This window comes from Ensifer sp. Root278, from assembly GCF_001429285.1.
GTDB lineage: Bacteria > Pseudomonadota > Alphaproteobacteria > Rhizobiales > Rhizobiaceae > Ensifer.
On sequence record NZ_LMJJ01000013.1, the window covers coordinates 1 to 18,577 of the forward strand.

General features: G+C 62.5%; 18 protein-coding genes. 15 read left to right on the plus strand and 3 right to left on the minus strand.

Annotation, left to right across the window (positions count from 1 at the left end; translation table 11 throughout):
- On the minus strand, positions 1-683 hold a 683-nt coding region (locus ASE60_RS13655), incomplete at its 3' end, for an aldehyde dehydrogenase family protein (protein ID WP_156414637.1).
- A 220-nt stretch (positions 684-903) separates the two neighbouring features.
- On the opposite strand from ASE60_RS13655, the gene ASE60_RS13660 reads away from it, so the two are divergent.
- The 8 genes from ASE60_RS13660 to ASE60_RS13695 all read left to right on the plus strand — a co-directional run bounded on the left by ASE60_RS13660 (position 904) and on the right by ASE60_RS13695 (position 9,336).
- Positions 904-1,938, plus strand: coding sequence for an ABC transporter substrate-binding protein (locus ASE60_RS13660; protein ID WP_057251181.1), 1,035 nt, complete (start codon positions 904-906; stop codon positions 1,936-1,938).
- 4 nt (positions 1,939-1,942) lie between these two features.
- Positions 1,943-2,746: an ABC transporter ATP-binding protein gene (locus tag ASE60_RS13665; protein WP_057251116.1), complete on the plus strand. Its 804-nt coding sequence runs from the start codon at positions 1,943-1,945 to the stop codon at positions 2,744-2,746.
- The gene (locus ASE60_RS13670; protein WP_112994721.1) at positions 2,740-3,582 is read left to right on the plus strand and encodes an ABC transporter permease; all 843 of its coding nucleotides are present in this window, start codon (positions 2,740-2,742) and stop codon (positions 3,580-3,582) included. Before ASE60_RS13665 ends, ASE60_RS13670 begins: the two co-directional genes overlap by 7 nt.
- Before the next feature lie 112 nt (positions 3,583-3,694).
- Positions 3,695-5,050 carry an FAD-dependent oxidoreductase gene (locus ASE60_RS13675; RefSeq protein ID WP_200964175.1) on the plus strand — a complete coding sequence of 452 codons (1,356 nt, stop codon included), beginning with the start codon at positions 3,695-3,697 and terminating at the stop codon, positions 5,048-5,050.
- On the plus strand, positions 5,047-6,204 hold the full coding sequence (locus ASE60_RS13680; RefSeq protein ID WP_057251118.1) for a CoA transferase: 1,158 nt from the start codon (positions 5,047-5,049) through the stop codon (positions 6,202-6,204). The genes ASE60_RS13675 and ASE60_RS13680 overlap by 4 nt, the downstream gene beginning before the upstream one ends.
- Positions 6,201-6,974, plus strand: a complete 774-nt coding sequence (locus tag ASE60_RS13685) for an enoyl-CoA hydratase-related protein (protein WP_057251119.1) — start codon at positions 6,201-6,203, stop codon at positions 6,972-6,974. The genes ASE60_RS13680 and ASE60_RS13685 overlap by 4 nt, the downstream gene beginning before the upstream one ends.
- A 44-nt stretch (positions 6,975-7,018) precedes the next feature.
- Positions 7,019-7,942 (plus strand): LysR family transcriptional regulator, encoded by a 924-nt coding sequence (locus ASE60_RS13690; protein WP_057251120.1) that lies wholly within the window; start codon positions 7,019-7,021, stop codon positions 7,940-7,942.
- Between the two features lie 71 nt (positions 7,943-8,013).
- Positions 8,014-9,336 carry an amidohydrolase family protein gene (locus ASE60_RS13695; protein ID WP_348272228.1) on the plus strand — a complete coding sequence of 441 codons (1,323 nt, stop codon included), beginning with the start codon at positions 8,014-8,016 and terminating at the stop codon, positions 9,334-9,336.
- 154 nt (positions 9,337-9,490) lie between these two features.
- Here the strand turns inward: ASE60_RS13695 and fdxA are convergent, their stop codons facing one another.
- Both fdxA and ASE60_RS13705 read right to left on the minus strand, forming a co-directional pair.
- Positions 9,491-9,829, minus strand: coding sequence for a ferredoxin (gene fdxA / locus ASE60_RS13700; protein ID WP_057251122.1), 339 nt, complete (start codon positions 9,827-9,829; stop codon positions 9,491-9,493).
- 235 nt (positions 9,830-10,064) lie between these two features.
- Positions 10,065-10,697, minus strand: coding sequence for a TetR family transcriptional regulator C-terminal domain-containing protein (locus tag ASE60_RS13705; RefSeq protein ID WP_057251123.1), 633 nt, complete (start codon positions 10,695-10,697; stop codon positions 10,065-10,067).
- A gap of 258 nt (positions 10,698-10,955) precedes the next feature.
- On the opposite strand from ASE60_RS13705, the gene ASE60_RS13710 reads away from it, so the two are divergent.
- The 7 genes from ASE60_RS13710 (at position 10,956) to ASE60_RS13740 (ending at position 18,536) form a co-directional block, all read left to right on the plus strand.
- Complete coding sequence (locus ASE60_RS13710; protein ID WP_057251183.1) at positions 10,956-11,783, plus strand: uracil-DNA glycosylase; 828 nt, start codon at positions 10,956-10,958, stop codon at positions 11,781-11,783.
- A gap of 3 nt (positions 11,784-11,786) precedes the next feature.
- Positions 11,787-13,412: a choline dehydrogenase gene (locus tag ASE60_RS13715; RefSeq protein ID WP_057251124.1), complete on the plus strand. Its 1,626-nt coding sequence runs from the start codon at positions 11,787-11,789 to the stop codon at positions 13,410-13,412.
- An 11-nt stretch (positions 13,413-13,423) separates the two neighbouring features.
- Complete coding sequence (locus ASE60_RS13720) at positions 13,424-13,744, plus strand: NIPSNAP family protein (protein WP_057251125.1); 321 nt, start codon at positions 13,424-13,426, stop codon at positions 13,742-13,744.
- Positions 13,745-13,857: 113 nt separating this feature from the next.
- Positions 13,858-14,883 (plus strand): BMP family ABC transporter substrate-binding protein, encoded by a 1,026-nt coding sequence (locus tag ASE60_RS13725; RefSeq protein ID WP_057251184.1) that lies wholly within the window; start codon positions 13,858-13,860, stop codon positions 14,881-14,883.
- 148 nt (positions 14,884-15,031) lie between these two features.
- Positions 15,032-16,612 carry an ATP-binding cassette domain-containing protein gene (locus ASE60_RS13730; RefSeq protein WP_057251126.1) on the plus strand — a complete coding sequence of 527 codons (1,581 nt, stop codon included), beginning with the start codon at positions 15,032-15,034 and terminating at the stop codon, positions 16,610-16,612.
- The gene (locus tag ASE60_RS13735) at positions 16,609-17,646 is read left to right on the plus strand and encodes an ABC transporter permease (RefSeq protein WP_057251127.1); all 1,038 of its coding nucleotides are present in this window, start codon (positions 16,609-16,611) and stop codon (positions 17,644-17,646) included. The genes ASE60_RS13730 and ASE60_RS13735 overlap by 4 nt, the downstream gene beginning before the upstream one ends.
- Positions 17,643-18,536 carry an ABC transporter permease gene (locus ASE60_RS13740; protein WP_057251128.1) on the plus strand — a complete coding sequence of 298 codons (894 nt, stop codon included), beginning with the start codon at positions 17,643-17,645 and terminating at the stop codon, positions 18,534-18,536. Before ASE60_RS13735 ends, ASE60_RS13740 begins: the two co-directional genes overlap by 4 nt.
- Positions 18,537-18,577: the final 41 nt, after the last annotated feature.

The following is an 18,577-nucleotide window of genomic DNA, read 5'->3' on the forward strand; positions in this document are numbered from 1 at the left end:
GTGCCGGTCGAGCCGGTGAAGGTGATGGCGTGGATATCGGGGCTGTCGAGCATCGCCTGGCCGACGACCGAGCCCTTGCCCATGACGAGGTTCAACACGCCCTTCGGCAGGCCGGCGCGATGGAGGATGTCGACGATGGCCCAGGAACTGCCGGGCACCAGTTCGGCCGGCTTGAAGACGACGGTGTTGCCGTAACAAAGCGCCGGCGCGATCTTCCAGGCGGGGATGGCGATCGGGAAGTTCCAGGGCGTGATGATGCCGACGACGCCGACCGGCTCGCGGGTGATCTCGACGCCGATATTGGGTCGCGCCGACGGCAGAACTTCGCCCGCCAGTCGCAGGCATTCGCCGGCGAAGAAGTCGAAGATCTGGCCGGCACGCACCGTCTCGCCGATGCCTTCGACCAGCGTCTTGCCTTCCTCGCGCGACAACAGCCTTCCGAGCTCGTCCTTGCGCGCGAAGATCTCGTCGGCGGTCTTCCTCAGGATCGCGTGGCGCTCGAGGATGCCGGAGTGCGACCAGGCCGGAAACGCTTCCTTTGCAGCGGCGATCGCGGCGCGGGCATCGTCGGCAGACGCACGGGCATATTCGCCCACCACATCGTTGGTGTTCGATGGATTGATGTTGCGGGACACTTCGCTACTGGCGATCCATTCCCCGTCGATCAGGTTCTTCTGCACCATATCTATACCTCCGCGGCGTTCAGACTTTGATCCTGTCTTCGCTTATCGGACGGGATCGAACTCGCACAAAGCACAATCTTTCGAGCCCGCCATTGCCGAAACGGCAAACCTGAATGGCCCTTGAGCGTTGCCATATCGGCAATACCAACCGCTAAAAATTGTGCTTTATGAGATGCCAAATTCCATCATCATCGACCCCATAACAAGCAAGGGGAACGATATGTCTCGTTTTATGATGAACCGCCGAGGTTTCCTTTCGAATGCGGCCGCAATGGGCGCGATTGCTGCGACCCATAGCCTTATCAATGTTTCGCCCGGTCTAGCCGCCGATTCCACGACGATTCGGATGCAGCTCGGCTGGCTGCCTTCCAACGGGCTTCTTGGAGAACTCGTTGCCCGCAGGAAGGGTTACTACGCCGAGAAGAGCATCGAGCTCGAAATCGTGCCTGGCGGACCGAATGTCGACGGCGTTGCTGGCGTCGCCGTCGGCCAGTCGACGATCGGCCAGATCTCCTCCAGCCCATCGGTGATGCTGGCACGTTCGGCCGGCGCGCCGATCAAGGCATTCGCAGCCGGCTACCAGAAACATCCCTTCGCGTACTTCTCCCGCAAGGCAAACCCGATTGCCAAGCCTCAGGACATGATCGGCAAGACGATCGCAGCGATCCCGACTTCGGTCATTCTGCTTCGTGCGCTCCTCGCCAAGAACGGGATATCGGAAGACCAGGTCAAGATCGTCAACATGGGTTCGGACATGAACCAGCTCGTGACCGGCCAGGCTGATGCGGTCTGTGGCTGGCTGACGAATGTCAACGCCTTGAAGGTTCTGGGTGATGACCGGGTCGACCTGACGCTATGGGACGGCGGTATCCGCCTCTATGCCAACGTCTACTATACCACCGACGACCAGCTGCAAAATCACGCGGACCACCTTGCTGCATTCGTGTCGGGTTCGGCACGCGGATGGGGCCATGCGCGCGATCACCAGGAAGAGGCCGTCGACATCCTGCTCGAATCCTACCCGAACCTGGACAAGGCGAGCGAGATCGAGGCCATCGGGCCGCTGATGAAGTTCGTGTTCAACGAAACCACCGCTACCGAGGGATGGGGTGGCATGGACCAGGCAAACTGGGAAGAGCAGATCAAGACCTATGCGGATCTCGGACAGTTCACGGGCCCCGTCCCGAATGCAGACGACGTCTACACGATGGCAATCCTGGATGCGACAGCCGATGTCCGCAAGAGCGTAGGTTAAGGCGATGCTGGAAACGCGTAGCAGACCCAACCAGGCAGCAGTCGGTAGCTCCGCCGTGTCGGTGAAGAATCTTCATATCCGCTTCGGCGCAGATGACTCCGGCTTCACCGCACTCTCCGACGTCTCGGTCGAGATACCTGCCGGCTCGCTCGTGACCATGCTCGGCCCGTCCGGCTGCGGCAAGTCCACCCTGTTGCGCACGGTCGCGGATCTCGTGCACATCACCGATGGCTCCGTGTCCGTGCATGGCCAGACGCCGCGCAAGGCGCGCGAGGGCCGCGATTTCGCCTTCGTCTTCCAGGAGGCGACGTTGCTGCCATGGCGCAATGTGATCGACAATGTGCGTCTCCCGCTGCTGGTGGGAAAACGCGAAGCGGGTGCGACCTACGCGGATCCGGAAGAACTTCTGGCTCTCGTCGGGCTGAAGGGGCGCGAAAAGGCGATGCCGCACGAACTGTCGGGCGGCCAACGCCAACGCGTGGCGATCGCCCGCGCGCTGGTGACCCGGCCCCGCATCCTGTTGATGGATGAGCCCTTCGGCGCGCTCGACGAGATCACGCGCGACAAGTTGAACGAAGAGTTGCTGCGCCTCTGGCAGGAAACCGGGACCACCATCCTCTTCGTTACCCATTCGATCCCCGAGGCGGTCTTTCTCGGTCAACATCTGCTGATGCTCGCGGCCCATCCGGGCCGAGTGAAGGAGTTCATGAAGGTCGACTTACCCTATCCGCGGTCTCTCGCGATGCGCGACACGGTCGAGTTCATTAAGGTTACCGCCTATCTGCGCAAACTTTTGGGAGAATGCTGATGGCAAATGCCCTACCATCACAAGCGGATGGCCGCGACTTGACTGACGGCAACAGGTTCAGGGCGCTCGACGCTGCCGTCAGCGCTGCCCTGCGACATCTGCCGGCGACGCTTGCGATCCTTGGTTGCATCCTGCTTTGGCAGCTCGTCGTCTGGGGCTTTTCGGTGCCAACGTTCATGGCGCCCGGGCCAGTCGACGTCATCAAGGCCTTCGGCGAAAACGCCGGCATCCTGTGGACGAACTTCTGGCCGACGCTCATGGAAGCGGTTCTCGGCTTCATATTCGGCAATGTCATTGCCGTTCTTCTGGCGGTCTGGTTCGTCCACAGCCCGCTCGCCGAGCGCGCCTTCTATCCGATCGCCGTGATCATCAAGTCGATCCCGATCATCGCGCTGGCGCCGATCCTGGTGCTGCTCGTCGGCAACGGCATCGCACCGAAGATCATCATTGCAGGCCTGATCTGTTTCTTCCCGACCCTCGTCAACATGGTCCAGGGACTGAAGTCGGCGAGCCCCGCAATGCTCGATCTGATGCGCATCCTGTCTGCCAGCAACTCCGAAATCTTCTGGAGGGTTCGCCTGCCAGGCTCGCTGCCTTTCCTTTTCGCTGCGCTGAAGATTGCGGCAACCAGCAGCGTGATGGGCGCGATTGTCGCCGAGTGGATCGGCTCCAGCTACGGCCTCGGCGCCCTGATCATCGAGGCGACCTACAATTTCCGTTCGCCTCTGCTCTATGCGACAGTGGTGATTGCGGCTTCGCTTGCCGTGGTTCTCTTCTTCGCTGTTTCGTTCGCGGAATCGAAGATCGTCCGTTGGAAACCGACGACGGACCACTGACCCCCAAACCCCTTGCTGCCGGACCTGGATATCCGGGTCCGGTCAACCGACGAAGTCACTGGCTGTGAGCTCCTCACATTTCGCCGGACAGGTCCCCTATGGAGGAACGATTATGGAAACAATCAAAGAACCCTCGCGCAATGCCAGGATCGTCGACCGCTCCGACGTGGTCGTCGTCGGCGGCGGACCGGCTGGCATCTCCGCCGCGGTTTCGGCGGCGCGCACGGGAGCGAGCGTCACGCTGCTGGAACGCTACCCCTATGTCGGCGGCCTTGCCGCTGGCGGCATGGTTCTGGTCCTCGACGACATGGTCAACGGGCTTGAAATCACCGTGCGCGGCATCTGCATGGAGATGATCGAACGGATGAAGACGCTCGGTCTCTGCGTCACCCCAACGGACGGCGACCGCCAGCTCGACTTTCGCGACACGCCGGAAGCCTGGCAAAAGTGGGCGCGCTGGGGCTTGTTCGACTTCCACACGCCATCCGCGCCACATCCGATCTGCTATGCGGCCGCCTTTGATCCGGACGCGTTCAAACGGGTCTCCTATGACATCCTTCGCGAATCCGGCGTGAAGCTGAGGACGCACAGCTGGTTCTCCTCGGCGATCGTCGAAAACGGCACGATGAAGGGCGTGGTCTGCCAGACGAAATCCGGTCGGGAGGCCATCATGGGCGACGTCGTGATCGACGCCTCGGGCGACCTCGACGTCGCTGCCGACGCCGGCGCCCAGCATACGGACGGCAATTTCATCCTGACGACCGTTTCCCGCTGGGGTGGGATCGACACCGCCGCAGCAGAGCGCTTCGAATTCGAAGAACCGGAAAAGTTCAAGGCGATCGATCATGAGGCCAAGCGTCTGATCGGCGGTTGCTGGTCGTTCTGGTGGTTGAAGACGCCGCTGCCGGGCGTCATCTGGCTGAACTGCCCGCACATGCCGAAGCTCTCCGGCCTCAACGTCGAAGACCTGACCTACGCGGAACTCGAAGGGCGGTCCCGCATTGCTCGCCTGCTCGACTTCGCGCGGGCCAACTTGCCGGGCTTCGAAAATGCCCATGTGATCGATTTTGCACCACAGACGGGCGTGCGCCAGTCGCGACTGCTCCAGGGCGAATATGTCGTTACCAAGGACGACGTGATGAACCGCCAGCACTTCGCCGATACGGTGTGCCGCGGCCGCGACTACTACACGCCCTACCGGGCCATGCTGCCGAAAGAAGTCGACCAGCTGATCGTCGCGGGCAGGCACTATTCGGCGACGATCCAGGCCCAGAAGTCGAGCCGCGAAATCCCGCCGTGCATGGCGATGGGCGAGGCTGCCGGCGTTGCCGCCACCGTTGCGCTCAACGCCGGCGTGAAGGTGCGGGACGCCGATGTCCGGGCAATCCAGAAGCAGCTGCGGGCCCAGGGCGCCGATCCCGGCGACGTACCATCCGATAATGCAACCTATCTGGAGGCCGCAGAATGACATCTCTTCCCCTCAACGGTATCCGCGTCGTCGATTTCACCCAGGTCATGCTGGGCCCGTGCTGCACGCAGATGCTGGCCGACTATGGCGCCGAGGTCATCAAGGTCGAAAAGGCCAAGATCGGCGATCTCTCGCGCTGGTCACTGGGGTCGGATCCGGACGGCCTCAACAATCCGGTCTTCTCGTCGCTCAACCGCAACAAGAAGAGCCTGGCGCTCGACCTCAAGCAGGATGAGGCGCGTGCCGCGGTGCGCGCCCTGATCGACACGGCCGACGTGGTCGTCAACAATTTTCGCCCCGATGTCATGGAGCGCATGGGCTTCGGTTATGAAGAGCTCAGGAAGAGCAATCCGCGGCTGATCTACGCCGTCGGTACGGGCTTTGGCCTGGAGGGGCCTTATCGGCACAAGGGCGGACAGGACATCCTCGCGCAGGCGCTTTCCGGTGTCATGCGCCGCAAGTCGGACGCGAGCCATCCGCTGTCGATCTACGCGACGCCGCTTGCCGACTATTCGGCCGGCATGCACCTCGTCCAGGGCATTCTGCTTGCCTTGCTGCACCGTGAAAAGACCGGCCACGGCCAGCAGGTTGCGGTCAGTCTCTACAGCTCGATGCTCGCCATGCAGATGCAGGAAGGCACCACGCACATGATGCGGGAGAAGGACCTGAACTGGGGCGCTTTCCCTCTGACAGGCGTGTTCGAGACCACCGACGGCGCCATCGTCATGGTCGGCGCGTTCAAGCAGAACCCGCTGCGCGACATTTGCACGGCATTGGAGATCGAGGATCTGTCCCTACGGCCGCAATTTGCCGATTTCGACGCACAGATGCAGCGCCGGCCGGAATTGCAGCAGGTCTTCCGCGAGGCGTTCGCGAAGAACAGCAGCGCCCATTGGCTCGGCCGGCTGGAGCAGGTGGACATTCTCTGCGCGCCGGTACGCTCGCTTCCCGAAGCACTCGACGACGAGCAGACGGTGATCAACGGCATGATCCTTCACGCCGGCGAAACGAAGGCCGGTCCGATCCGGCTGGTCGGTTCGCCGATCGATATGTCGGCGGCGACCGTAACGGTGCGCATCGCCCCGCCGAAGCTCGGCGAGCACAATGACGAGATACTCTCGGGGCTCCCCGTTCGCCAGGGAGATGCGGCATGAGCGTCGAGTTCGTCGTAAAAGACCGCGTTGCGACGGTCACGCTAAACCGTCCGGAACGGATGAATGCGGTGGACGCAGCGACCGAAGGCGAACTGGAGGCTATCTGGCAGGAGATTGAAGCCCGCGACGACGTAAGCTGCGTCGTGCTGACGGGCGCAGGCGAACGGGCATTTTGCGCCGGAGCGGATCTTAAAGGGGCCGAAAAGACCGGCCTCGACTACTGGAGCGAGAGCCGGCCGAACGGTTTCGGCGGGCTCGCCTTTCGCCGCTCGCTGGATGTTCCTGTAATCGCCAGGGTCAACGGCTATGCGCTGGGCGGCGGATTCGAGATGGTTCTCGGTTGTGATATCGTCGTTGCCTCGACGAAGGCGGCGTTCGGTCTGCCCGAGGCCCGCGTCGGACGCCTGCCGCTCGATGGCGGCATGGTGCTTCTCCAGCGCAGGATCCCTCACAATCTCGCGATGGGCGTTTTGTTGACCGGCCGGCGGTTTTCCGCAGCCGAGATGCAAAGCTTCGGCATCGTAAACGAGGTGGCTGAACCCGAGGAGCTCGATGCCGCCGTTGCCCGCTGGGTGGCCGAAATCGTCGCCTGCGCGCCGCTTTCGCTTCGCGCGATCAAACAGACTGTCAATCGCACCGGGCATCTGTCGCCGGCGGAAGCACAAGGGCTGCGCACGCCTGCACTCGTGAAGGCGCTTAAAAGCGAGGATGCTCTGGAAGGCGTCAGCGCCTTCCAGGAGAAGCGCGCGCCCGTTTGGAGGGGACGATGAGCGTGTTATAGGTCGGAGCCCAGGGGAGGGGAGGTTCCAATCGAATGCACGCCAGCATCCTGAAATATTTCGTCTCGGTCGCGCGGTCCGGGTCCATTCGCAAGGCCTCCGAGGAGCTTCACGTCGCATCCTCGGCGGTCAGCCGGCAGATCAAGAAACTGGAGGACGAGCTCGGGATCGCCCTGTTCGAACGGCTCTCGAACGGCCTGAGGCTGACCGTCGCCGGGGAAAACGTGCTGCGCCACGCCCGGGTCACGCTTGAGAATTTCGAGCTTCTGCGCAGCGACCTCGGCGCCTTGCAGGGAAAAAAGGCCGGTCGCGTGCAAATGTCTTGTCTGGACAGCCTGGCCATCCAGTTCCTGCCGGACATGGTCAACACGTTCCACAGCATCCATCCGGGCGTGAGCTTCCATATCCACACCGCCGGTCACGGCAACATCAGCAGCCTGGTTGCCGAAGGTGATGTCGACATGGGGTTGACCTTTGATCTCGCCCGTCCAGACGACACGGAGATGCTCTTTCGCGTACCGATGCCGCTGATGGCTTTCGTCGGACGGGGACATCCGTTGGCGAAGCAGCGGCAGGTCTCGCTCGCCGAATGCGCTCAGTACGACCTGCTTCTGCAACTCGATACGCAGCCGATCCGCTCGCTCATCGAAATCGAACTCTCGGTCTTCGAACGAACCGGGCGGCCCTTTGTGCTGTCGAACAGCCAGATGATGCTCAAGCCATTCATCATCTCGGGGCAGGGAGTGGCTTTCTTCACGCCGATCGGCTTCCTCGCGGAAATCAAGGCAGGCGATGTCGTTCCGATACCGCTTTCCGGATCGCGCCTTCAGAACCTGCATATCGGAATTCTCGTGCAGCGACGCCGGCAGCGAACCCACGCGGCCGAAGCCGTCATCGAATTCGTTGGTGCGGAACTGCTGAGGTTCAGCGACCAGATCATGGAGGCAATCAATCCTTGAGTGAACGCCAGGTCCCCGGGCGACTTCTTTTGCATCCTGGCCACGAGGCCGCAAGGCGTGAGCCAAACCTCTTGCGGCATCTGCCTGACGGTGCCTCCTCGGCTGCGATCCCGGCCAATGCCCTCCTGATGCCGCCGCCCGTCAACGCGCATGACCACGGCTATGGCATCCGCACGCTCGATTTCGGCAATGTCGACGATGCTCTGGAAGTTTGGATCCCCGGGCTTCGGCTCCGACCGCGCACCGATCCCTACCTGGAAGCGCTCGTGGCATTCTCCCGGCTGGCGCAAACGGGCATCGGTGCGACCATGCATTGTCACAATTCGCTGAATGTCGACCGACTGGTGGAGGAGGCTGGTGCGGTGATGCGCGCGGCCCGCGACGTAGGCATCAGACTTGCGCTATCCTGCCCGCTTCTCGACTACGATCCGTGGGCTTATGATGGCGGGCCGCAGCGATTGCGGCCGTATCTCGCTCCGGCAGACTGGGACGAACTCAGTGCCTCGATCCCCCAATATGCCCCGCCTTCAATCCAGATTTCGGCGGCCGACTCGGTCGCCGCAGCCAACACCAACCCGCTGATCGATGTCCAGTACGGCCCGATCGGGCCGCAGTGGTGCTCCAATGCACTGCTCGAAAGCATCGCCGAGGCCTCTCACGCAACGGGTCGTCGCATTCACATGCATCTCCTCGAAAGCCCAAGGCAGAGGCTGTGGCTGGACAGGCGCTTTCCGCAAGGGGTCGTCCGATACCTCGACGATATCGGCTTCCTCTCGCCCCGCCTTGCCGTTGCCCATGGCGTTCAACTGCGGCCGGATGAGCTGGGGCTGCTGGCAGCAAGGGGTGTGCAACTTGTTTCGAACCCGTCGGCAAACTTGCGCCTGCGTTCAGGCGTGGCGCCGCTCGCTGCCATTCCGGCAAGCGGGCCCGCCTTCGCTTTCGGCCTCGACGGCACGGGGTTTGACGACGACCAGGACCTTTGGCGCGAACTGCGCCTCGGCCATCTGTTGCACGGTGGCCGCGACCTGGCGCGGACCTTTACGGCACGTCGCGTCTTCGATGCCGCGATCCATGTCGGCGCCAAGGTTGTGAATGCGCCAGCGAACGAAGACCTCGTCCTCGTGGACTACGGTGCGCTGATCGCCGATAGCTTGATAGACGATCTGGACGAGGCCGAGGTTCTGCTCACGCGAATGACGGCGGCGCACGCGAAGGGACTTTACGTCGGCGGACAGGAGATCATGCGCGATGGGAAGCTGACTCAGGTCGATTTCGAAGGTGCCCGGGCCGAACTCCTGCAGCAGGCGCGTGCGGACCTTCCGCGGCTGAACTGCGAGCGTGAACTCGTGACCAAGCTCGCCGCGGCGACGCGGGCCTATTATTCCGGCTGGTGAGCCCAAGCGGCGAGGCCGCAAAAACATCTCGGGATACGTGCGGCGAGGGCCGAGATGGGACGGCTTTCTACCGGCCTCAAGTTTCGTTTCTCTGGGCAACCGTCGACCTGCGTCTGTGCAGCTGCCCTGTCTTGCTCCTGTGGATCAGGTCTGCTTATGCGACGGTTACCGCTTTCTCGAAGGCGGCAACGAAGGGATGGTCCTGCACCGTCGAGCACTCCTTGCTCCACCCGCCCGGTGAGCCCATTCCGGTGACGTCGGCTCCGAAGAACTCCTTGTTCACAGCGATGAAATGGCGCTGGTTGTCGGCGATCTCGTGATCCCAGACGATGGCATCGACGGGGCAGATCGAAAGACAGAGCCCGCAATTTATGCATTCATCGGGGTGGATGTAGAAGGTACGGCCACCCTCGTAGATGCAGTCGACAGGGCAGGCGGCGGTGCAGTCGCCATCCTTCACGTCGATGCAGGGTTCGGTAATGACATAGGCCATCTTGCTGGTCTCTGAAGAGTTGCTTGCACGGCCAATTATCCAGAGTTTCCCTTGCCGAAGAAGCACAGATATTCGCAACGTCGATTGCCAAAAAGGCAACGTCCGGTGCTTCTTCGATCTTGTTTGATGTCGCCGCGTGGCGAAGTTTTGCGGTAAGCGCCAACCTGAAACGAGCTTGATCACCCGGCCGTACAGCCCAGGATCGTGCGCAAGCGCCTTTGTTCGCTCGCCGGGCTTAGGGCTGCCGGAGGATACCTCTCAGGATCGTCTCGGTGATCGTGGCCGCCGCCTTTTCGTAGTCATCGGCTTTCAAACGGGGCTTTTTGAGCGCGTCGACGGCGACGGGTTCGAAGTCCGAGTAAAACTGGGTCGACGCCCAGAGCATGATGAAGAGATGACGTGGATCGACCGGCAGCATCTTGCCAGCGGCGATCCAGCCCTCGATGACCGCGACATGAGTATCCGTTACCTGACGGATGTGTTCGCGATCCTTCTTGGTCAGGAAGCGGGCGCCTTGAATGATTTCGCTGGCGAAGAGCCGGGACTCGGCCATGTTCTTGCGCGTGTATTCCAGCTTCGCCTTGATGTAGAGCCTGAACGCCTCCGCCGGTTCGCGCTCCGGCGAAATGTATTTCAGTGCATCGTCCCAACTGGCGAGCAGATGCGCGATGATGGCGGTGTAGATCTCCTCCTTGGACGAGAAGTAGTAGTAGACGTTTGCCTTGGGCAGGCCCGAAGCCTCGGCAATCTCGGCGATGCGCGTGCCATCGAAGCCCTTGCGGGCAAATATCTCGATCCCCGCCTTGATGATCAGCCGCACGTTACGTTCGCGGATGCGCTCTTCGGGATCTCGTACTGCCCTTGCCATATGGTTTCGCCTCCATCTCGCCGTCGCTTCCTACCAGGCAATCATGCGTGGTGGCGAGATTGCCTTTGCAATTGCCGCGTTTTCCAGCGAAATGCAAGCGTATCGCCCTTCGCCATAAGTTGACGATGCAGTCAAGAAACGTTGACCGAGTCGTCATTTTTTTTGCTTTTGAAAGTTGACACTTTGGTCAGCTTTTGTCTAGTCTCATCCTCAATGAACGGAAGGAGAGCCGTAATGCCGATGCGCTTGAAGGAGGCAATGGCGGAGACGTTTGCAGGCTGGGAGGGCGACCTTCCGAATGCATGGCGCGATGCGCTCGGCCCCGTCGGCGACGATTTCGCCCGTATCGATGCGGACCTCGAACTGGAGCCGTGGGAGCCGATCTTCCCGGCGCGCCGCGGCAAGGTTTTTCCCGGTCAGCCAAGGGGCGCGCATGCCCTGGCGGCGTTCGACGGAATTGCGCCCGATGGCGTTCGCTGCCTGGTTCTTGGGCAGGATCCTTATCCCGAACCGGGTTTTGCGACGGGGCGCGCTTTCGAGGCCGGCAATCTCGCCGCCTGGGGTGAGCTGGACAAGATGTTCTCGAAGAGCATTCGCGCCTACATGCAGCTGATTGCGGCCGCACGCCTTGGTGACGAAAGTCTGGCGCGCGATTTCGACCACTGGCCCGATGTGCGGCATCTGCTGTGCGATCCGGCGGGTTCGTTCGAGCCGCCGAGCCTGATCGCCGACCGTTGGGTCGGGGAGGGTGTTCTCCTGCTCAATGCCTCGCTGACGCTCTCTCGCTTCCGTGTCGATATCGATCCACACCAGTCGCGCGGGCATCTGTCCTTCTGGCGGCCGTTGATGCTGCGCGTGGTCGAAATGCTTGTGGCGCGAGGCAAGCCGGTCGTTTTCCTCGGCTTCGGCGCGGCTGCGGCTGACATTTTTTCGGAAGCCGGCGTTGCCGAGGGGCGCACGGACCATGTCGCCTATGTCCAGCGCGAGCATCCCGCCTTTGCCGACAAGGTGCTCGGCCGAGAAAATCCGTTCCTTCTCTGCAATTCTTATTTGGAGGCGATGGGCGGCCGGCCCATCGCGTGGTGAACCATGGCGCGTAACCCGGAATATGATTTCATCGTCGTTGGCGCGGGCTCGGCCGGTTGTGTCCTTGCGAACCGTCTGTCGAAGAACCCGGCAAACCGCGTGCTTTTGATCGAGGCTGGCGGCAAGGATCGCAACCCGCTGTTCCGGCTGCCGATGCTGATGGGCAAGCTGTTCCATTCGGGCATCTACAACTGGCATTATCACACCGAGCCCGAGCCTTATCTCAATGGCCGCTCGCTCTATTGGCCGCGCGGCAAAGTGCTGGGCGGGACCTCCACCATCAACGGCATGATCTACGTGCGCGGCAATCGCCACGACTACGATCGCTGGTCGCAGCTCGGATTGCCCGGCTGGTCCTATGAGGAAGTGCTGCCGGCATTCCGACGTTCCGAAACGCATGTACAGCGGAAGGATGCCTTCCACAGTGGCGACGGGGAACTCACCGTCTGCCGAGCCCGTGGCAACAATCCGCTGATGGACGTGTTCTGCGAGGCGGGCATCCAGGCCGGCTATCCGGCCAACGATGACTTCAACGGAGAGACGCAAGAAGGCTTTGGCCGCTATGACTTCACCATCCGCAAGGGAAAGCGCTGGTCCACATCATGGGCGTTCCTGCGTCCGGCACTCGGCCGCAAGAACCTCACCGTGCTGACGGGGGCGGAGATCACGCGCCTGATCATCGAAGGCGACCGGGCGTGCGGCGTCGAGTATTTTAAAGACGGCGTGCTGGGACGCGCCCGTGCGGGGCGGGAGGTGATCCTCTCCTCAGGGGTGGTCAATTCGCCCAAGGCGTTGCTTCTGTCCGGAATCGGACCCGCGGACGAGCTCCGGGCGCTTGGCATCGAGCCGGTGTTGGACCTGCCTGGCGTCGGCAAGAACCTCCAGGACCACGTCGACTGCGTCATGAGCTGGGAATGCCGGGAGCCGATCACGCTCTTCAGCGAGCTGCGGGCGGACAAGCTTATTCCCGCCGTTGCCCAGGGCATGCTGTTCGGTGAGGGCGTCACCACGACCTTCCCCTATGAAGCCGGTGCCTTCATCCGCTCGAACGACGGCCTGGTTGCGCCCGACATACAGCTGCACTTCATGCCGGCGCTGGAAAAGACGGCCAACCTGCACTTCCCCAATCCGTTCCGGAAGAAGCAGGCCGTAGAGGCCAACCACGGGTTCACGATCCGCGTCGGCCCCGTCAATCCGGTGAGCCGCGGCGAGATCACGTTGCGCTCGGCGAACGCGACGGACAAGCCGAAGATCCAGGCCAACTACCTCCGTGACGATTTCGACGTTCGCACGATGATCGATGCCATCCGGCTGACCCGTGACATTGTCGGCCAGAAGGCTTTCGACCGCTATCGCGGCAAGGAGCTGGCACCGGGGCCGGAAGCGCTCGACGATGCCGCTTTGACGAGCTGGTTGCGGGCGACCGCCATGACAACCTTCCACCCGGTTGGAACCGCCAAGATGGGCAACGACCCCATGGCTGTGGTGGATGCGCGACTCAAGGTGCGCGGTATCGAAGGGCTGCGTGTCGCGGACGCCTCGATCATGCCGGTCATCTCAAGTGGCAACACCAACGCGCCAGCCATCATGATCGGCGAGAAATGCGCCGAATTCGTCCTGAACGCATAGGAAGCAATCTGATGATCCTGGAACACCGCACCTACACCTTCAAGCCCGGCACGGTCGACAAGTGGATGAAGAAGTACGAGGCCGACGGCCTTCCCGTGCAGAAGCGCCATCTCAACAAGTTCGTCGGTCTCTATGCCTCGGAACTGGGAACGCTTCACACGACCGTGCTGATGTGGGCCTACGACAGCCTCGCTGACCGCGAAGCGCGCCGCGCGGCCATGTATGCCGATCCGGACTGGCAGAAGTTCATTTCCGAAGTCTGGGCGCTGGACGCGATCCAGAAGCAGGAGGTGATGATTATGAACCCGGCCTCCTATTCGCCGCCGCTTTGAGGCGGCAACTGGCGCCAGTACCGCCAGCGCCGTGGCAAATGCGAATGAGAAACAACAAGATAAAAGAGGGAACGATCATGACAGACAAGACTGGGAAGATTACACAGCACATGATGCAGCGCCGGACATTCCTGCAGGCGAGCGCGGGTGCCGCGGCGCTCGGCTTTGCAGCCAGCATCGTGCCCGAATTCGCCCGTGCGTCCGGCGGGCTGGTCGCGCTGGTCCACACGCAAGCTGCAGGCGACAATGGTCCGGTGGACCAGATGATCGCCAAGCTCAAGCAGCTTTCGGAAGAAAAGGGCTTCGAATACCGCGCTGTCTACGCGCAGGATCCGGCGACCTACGAGACGGTCTACCGCACGCTGGGAGATGCGGGCGCGGCGATCATCGTCTCGACCTTCAACGAAGTGGCCGAGCCCTTCAAAGCGCTGGCGCCGTCCTATCCCAACACCAAGTGGATCCAGCTTTTCGCCGACCCCTTCGAGCCGGCAATCCCGAACGTGGTGACCGTTTCCTACGACTACTATCTTGGTTGCTATCTGTCGGGAGTTTTCGCGGCCAAGATGTCGTCGACCGGCAAGACCGGCTTCATCGGCGGCGTTTCCATCCCGCCTCTCAACGCAGACTTCAACGCCTTCAAGGCCGGCGTGCATTCCATTCGACCGGATGCCTCCGTCATCGCCGCCTTTGCAGGCTCGTTCCAGGACCCTGCAAAGGGTCAGGAAATCGCTACCCAGATGTACAATGACGGCATCGACTACATCCAGACCGATGCGGCGGCCACCGACGGCGGCATCATTGCCGCGGCCAACGAGAAGGAAGGGCGCATGGTGAGCTGCCTCGCGCCCGGACAGTATGAGCTCGGTCCGAAATCCCTGATATCGATCGTCAGCCTGGACTTCGGCGCCTCGCTCTACAACGAGGCCAGCAAGGCGGTTGGGCCCGAATGGAACGGCGGAGCGCACGAGCATACGGGGCTTGGCACCGGCGTCATCGACTTCATTCTCTCGCCGGTCTTCACCGAACAGGGGCCGGCGGATCTGAACGCCAAGGCGAAGGAAGCGCTGGTCGAGGTCGCCAAGATTCGCGCCGGCATCCTGGATGGATCGATCAAGGTTCCGTTCAACACCACCCTTTGATCTCCTGACGCTGGCTCGCGGAGCCAGCCCGAAGTTTCGAAGGACGTCGGCACAGACCTTCCCTCTTGGGGAAGGTCACTGGGGTTCGCGGATCGTTTCCAGCCCTGTTGACAGCCGCGAACCTCCCGCTCTCGATGGGAACCATTGCATGTCCAATTCTCCGAAATCGGCCCTGGAGTGCCGGAACGTCACCGTCAAATTCGGAGACGTGACGGCGTTGTCGGAGGTTTCAGCTTCGTTCGCTCCTGGCCATATCCATGCGGTCGTCGGTCAGAACGGGGCCGGCAAGACCACCTTCGCACGGGTTGCCGCCGGCCTCGTCCAGCCGACCTCCGGCGCGGTCAACGTGATGGGAGACGACATCCGGACGGGGCGGGTCAGCGAAAGCCGGGCCGCGGGCGTGGAGCTCGTCCACCAGAGTTTTGCGTTGCCACCGTCCTTTACCGTCGCCGAGACCATGGAGTTTGGCGCTACGGGCAAGGGCGGCATCTATAGCCGCAAGGGGCTCGCTAAAAAATGGCGGGCGCATCTCGCGGGGCTCGACGTCCAGGTCGACTTGAACCGGCGTATCCGAGACCTGCCGATCGAGACCCAGCAGGGCATAGAGATTGCCCGCGCGCTGGTCACGGATGCGCGCGTCCTCATTCTTGACGAGCCGACCGCAGTCCTGTCTCCCGCGGGCATCGACATGCTGTTCGCGCGCGTTCGCCGCCTTAGGGAACGTGGGGTGACAGTTATCCTCATCCTGCACAAGATCCGCGAGGTGCTGGGCATCGCCGACACGGTCACGGTGCTGCGGGGCGGCCAGAAGGTCGAAGGGCCGCTTCCGGTGGCTGAGGTTTCGGGCGAGCGATTGGCCAACCTCATCGTCGGTGAGGCTGTAGCGAAGACGCTCGATCGGCACGATCGCGATGCATTGGTCGGAACGAAGTCACCGGTCCGTGGGGACTCCGATCAGCCGGCGCATGCGGCCGGCCCTGCCATCCTTTCGATGAAGGCCGTCTCCACCCGGCCGGACAGCGGGGGCATTGCCCTCGATGGCATCGATCTGGAGATCCGCCCGGGTGAGATCGTGGGTATCGCCGGGGTGGAAGGCAACGGGCAGAAGACGCTGGTGCGGGCTATCTCTGCTCTCGCCGACCTGACAAGTGGATCGATCCAGCTTGCAGGCCATGACGTGACTGGCGAACCTCTCGCCGACCGTCGCGCGATCGGTCTTAGGATCATTCCCTTCGAGCGCAACGTCGAAGGTCTCAGCCTCACGAGTTCGCTCTGGCAGAACTGGAGCGCGAGGGAGCTGCTGCAGGGCAGGCTGCTCAAGCTGATCCGTCCCTCGGCAGTGCGCGATGCCTGCGACCGGTCACTCAAGGAATGGAGCGTTCACTACCACAATTCCGCGCAGAAGGCGGGGTCCCTGTCGGGCGGCAATGCGCAGAAGGTGATCCTCGCCCGGGAGATCGATCCCGATGCGAAGCTGATCATCGCAGCCCAGCCGACCCGCGGCCTCGATATCGGGGCCACCGCCTTCGTTTGGCAGGCGCTCCGGCAGGCGCGCGACCGTGGCGCGGCCATACTGCTGATCTCGTCGGATCTCGACGAGCTCTTCGACATATCGGATCGCGTCGTGGTGATGCTGTCGGGACGCCTGAACGGCGAGTTCCGTGCGCCCTTCGACATAGGGTTGGTGGGAGCGGCCATGACCGGTGCCGTTGCAGGGGCAAGCGCATGAAAGACAGTCTCATCACCGTCGTCCGCAGTCTGATCTTTGTGATCTTCGCGCTCATCCTCTGCGCGCTCGTGTTCCAGCTTGCCGGTTACAATGCCCCGGTGACGCTCTGGGCGGTGCTCGATGGAGCATTCCTGCGAAGCGGCGCGATCGAGCAAAGTCTCAGATGGGCGCTGCCGCTGTTCATAACGGCCGTCGGCGTCGGCATTTCCTTCCGGGCGGGTTTCTTCAACATCGGTGCCCAGGGCCAGTTCTATGTCGGTGCCATCTGTGCCGCCTTTGCTGCCGAAGCTCTGAAAGGCGGACCAGCCTTTCTGGTTATCCCGGCCTTGCTTCTTGCCGGCATGCTCGGGGGTGCTCTCTGGGCGCTGTGGCCGGGATTGCTGCGGCTCCGCTCCGGCACCGACGAGGTCATCACAACGCTGATGGGCAACTTTATGGCCGGCCTGCTTCTGGTCTATGTCACCTCAGGGCCGCTGAAGGATCCCTCAGGTTCCGGCCAGCAGGCATCGAGCCGCCCGCTTGATGCGGCCTACCGCATCTCGAATTCTCTCGGTCTCTCCCCGGCGATCATCGCAATCGCGGTGGTCGTTGGCATCTTCATGTGGCTGCTGGTGAACCGAACTTCCTACGGCGTCCTGGCAAGCCTTGCCGGCCGCAATGGCACGATGGTGGAATGGCAGGGCGCGCGCCTCTGGAAGCTCGGCCTCTCCAGTTTCCTCATTTCGGGGGCGCTTGCGGGCCTTGCCGGCACCATCGAGTTCATGGGGCCGAACGGCCGCATCGCCTCGGGCTTCCTGCCGGCGCACGGGTTCACCGCGATCCTGATCGCGCTTGTCGCCAATCTCTCCGTTCTCGGAACGGCGGTTGCTGCCGTGTTCTTCGGCGGCCTTGCCTCGGCGGCACTCTATCTGCCGATCATGGCGGGGCTGCCGTCGGCGGCGATCGACATCATCAACGCGGCGATCGCGCTGTTCATAACCGCGCGCTCTACCTTCATCGACAAGGTGCTGCGCCTTGGAGGGCGTTCGACATGAATGAGATCTTCATCGCCATCTTGCGCTCCGGTACGCCGCTGATCTACGTCACGCTCGCCGGCGTTATCGCGCAGCGGGCAGGGGTCTGGAACCTCGGTCTCGAGGGCCTGATGATCATCGGCGCCTGCGCGACAATTCTCGGCATCATGCTCACAAAGTCCGTCGGCGCCGCCATCCTCATCGCCATCATCGCCTGCGTGCTGGCCTCGGTGCTTCTCTGGTTCGTCATCGACAGGTTGAAGGCCAATCCTATTATCGCCGGCCTCGGGCTGACTGGTCTCGGCATCGGCGGTACGGCGCTCGCCGTCCAGTCTATCTTCGGCAGCCAGGCAACCGTAACGGCACCTTTCGGCATTCCAAAATTGGGGCCGGCCTTCGGTTCCTATGGCGTGCTGTCGGTCTCGGTTGCGGCCATGCCGCTCGTCGTCTTTGCCATGTGGGTGCTGTTGCGGCGAACGCGCTTCGGCCTGCGGCTGGCCGCCTGCGGGGAGCATCCGTTCGCTGCGCGCGGCGTCGGCGCCAACCCCTCGCGCATGCGGCTCGTGGCGCTTTCGATCGGTGGGGTGCTGTGCGCGATTGGCGGCGCAGAACTTGCCGCTGGCAGCCTGCAGTTCTTTGCCCAGGGCATGACGGCCGGTCGCGGCTTCATGGCGTTTGCTGCCGTCATCTTTGGCGCGGCCCATCCCGTGGGTGCCACCTTCGCCGCCTTGTTCTTTGCCATCGTCGGCGCCATCGGCATCCGGGCGCAGTTGACGTTCGGCGACAGGATTCCGCACGATCTCCTGCAGGCATTGCCCTATCTCGCGACGGTTTTCGGCGTCTGGCTGTCCGGAAAGCTTCGCGGCGGCGCGAAAGCCGCAAGCTCGTTCGCCGAGCTCAGGGATCAGTAATCATGATGCGCGGCGGACGCCATCCTCAGGTCATTCGGTGG

Bases quoted from the DNA above. Each gene is read 5' to 3' on its own strand.
- ASE60_RS13660 (WP_057251181.1), top strand. From the start codon at position 904: ATGTCTCGTTTTATGATGAACCGCCGAGGTTTCCTTTCGAATGCGGCC.
- ASE60_RS13665 (WP_057251116.1), top strand. From the start codon at position 1,943: ATGCTGGAAACGCGTAGCAGACCCAACCAGGCAGCAGTCGGTAGCTCC.
- ASE60_RS13670 (WP_112994721.1), top strand. From the start codon at position 2,740: ATGCTGATGGCAAATGCCCTACCATCACAAGCGGATGGCCGCGACTTG.
- ASE60_RS13675 (WP_200964175.1), top strand. From the start codon at position 3,695: ATGGAAACAATCAAAGAACCCTCGCGCAATGCCAGGATCGTCGACCGC.
- ASE60_RS13680 (WP_057251118.1), top strand. From the start codon at position 5,047: ATGACATCTCTTCCCCTCAACGGTATCCGCGTCGTCGATTTCACCCAG.
- ASE60_RS13685 (WP_057251119.1), top strand. From the start codon at position 6,201: ATGAGCGTCGAGTTCGTCGTAAAAGACCGCGTTGCGACGGTCACGCTA.
- ASE60_RS13690 (WP_057251120.1), top strand. From the start codon at position 7,019: ATGCACGCCAGCATCCTGAAATATTTCGTCTCGGTCGCGCGGTCCGGG.
- fdxA (WP_057251122.1), bottom strand. From the start codon at position 9,829: ATGGCCTATGTCATTACCGAACCCTGCATCGACGTGAAGGATGGCGAC.
- ASE60_RS13705 (WP_057251123.1), bottom strand. From the start codon at position 10,697: ATGGCAAGGGCAGTACGAGATCCCGAAGAGCGCATCCGCGAACGTAAC.
- ASE60_RS13710 (WP_057251183.1), top strand. From the start codon at position 10,956: ATGGCGGAGACGTTTGCAGGCTGGGAGGGCGACCTTCCGAATGCATGG.
- ASE60_RS13715 (WP_057251124.1), top strand. From the start codon at position 11,787: ATGGCGCGTAACCCGGAATATGATTTCATCGTCGTTGGCGCGGGCTCG.
- ASE60_RS13720 (WP_057251125.1), top strand. From the start codon at position 13,424: ATGATCCTGGAACACCGCACCTACACCTTCAAGCCCGGCACGGTCGAC.
- ASE60_RS13725 (WP_057251184.1), top strand. From the start codon at position 13,858: ATGCAGCGCCGGACATTCCTGCAGGCGAGCGCGGGTGCCGCGGCGCTC.
- ASE60_RS13730 (WP_057251126.1), top strand. From the start codon at position 15,032: ATGTCCAATTCTCCGAAATCGGCCCTGGAGTGCCGGAACGTCACCGTC.
- ASE60_RS13735 (WP_057251127.1), top strand. From the start codon at position 16,609: ATGAAAGACAGTCTCATCACCGTCGTCCGCAGTCTGATCTTTGTGATC.
- ASE60_RS13740 (WP_057251128.1), top strand. From the start codon at position 17,643: ATGAATGAGATCTTCATCGCCATCTTGCGCTCCGGTACGCCGCTGATC.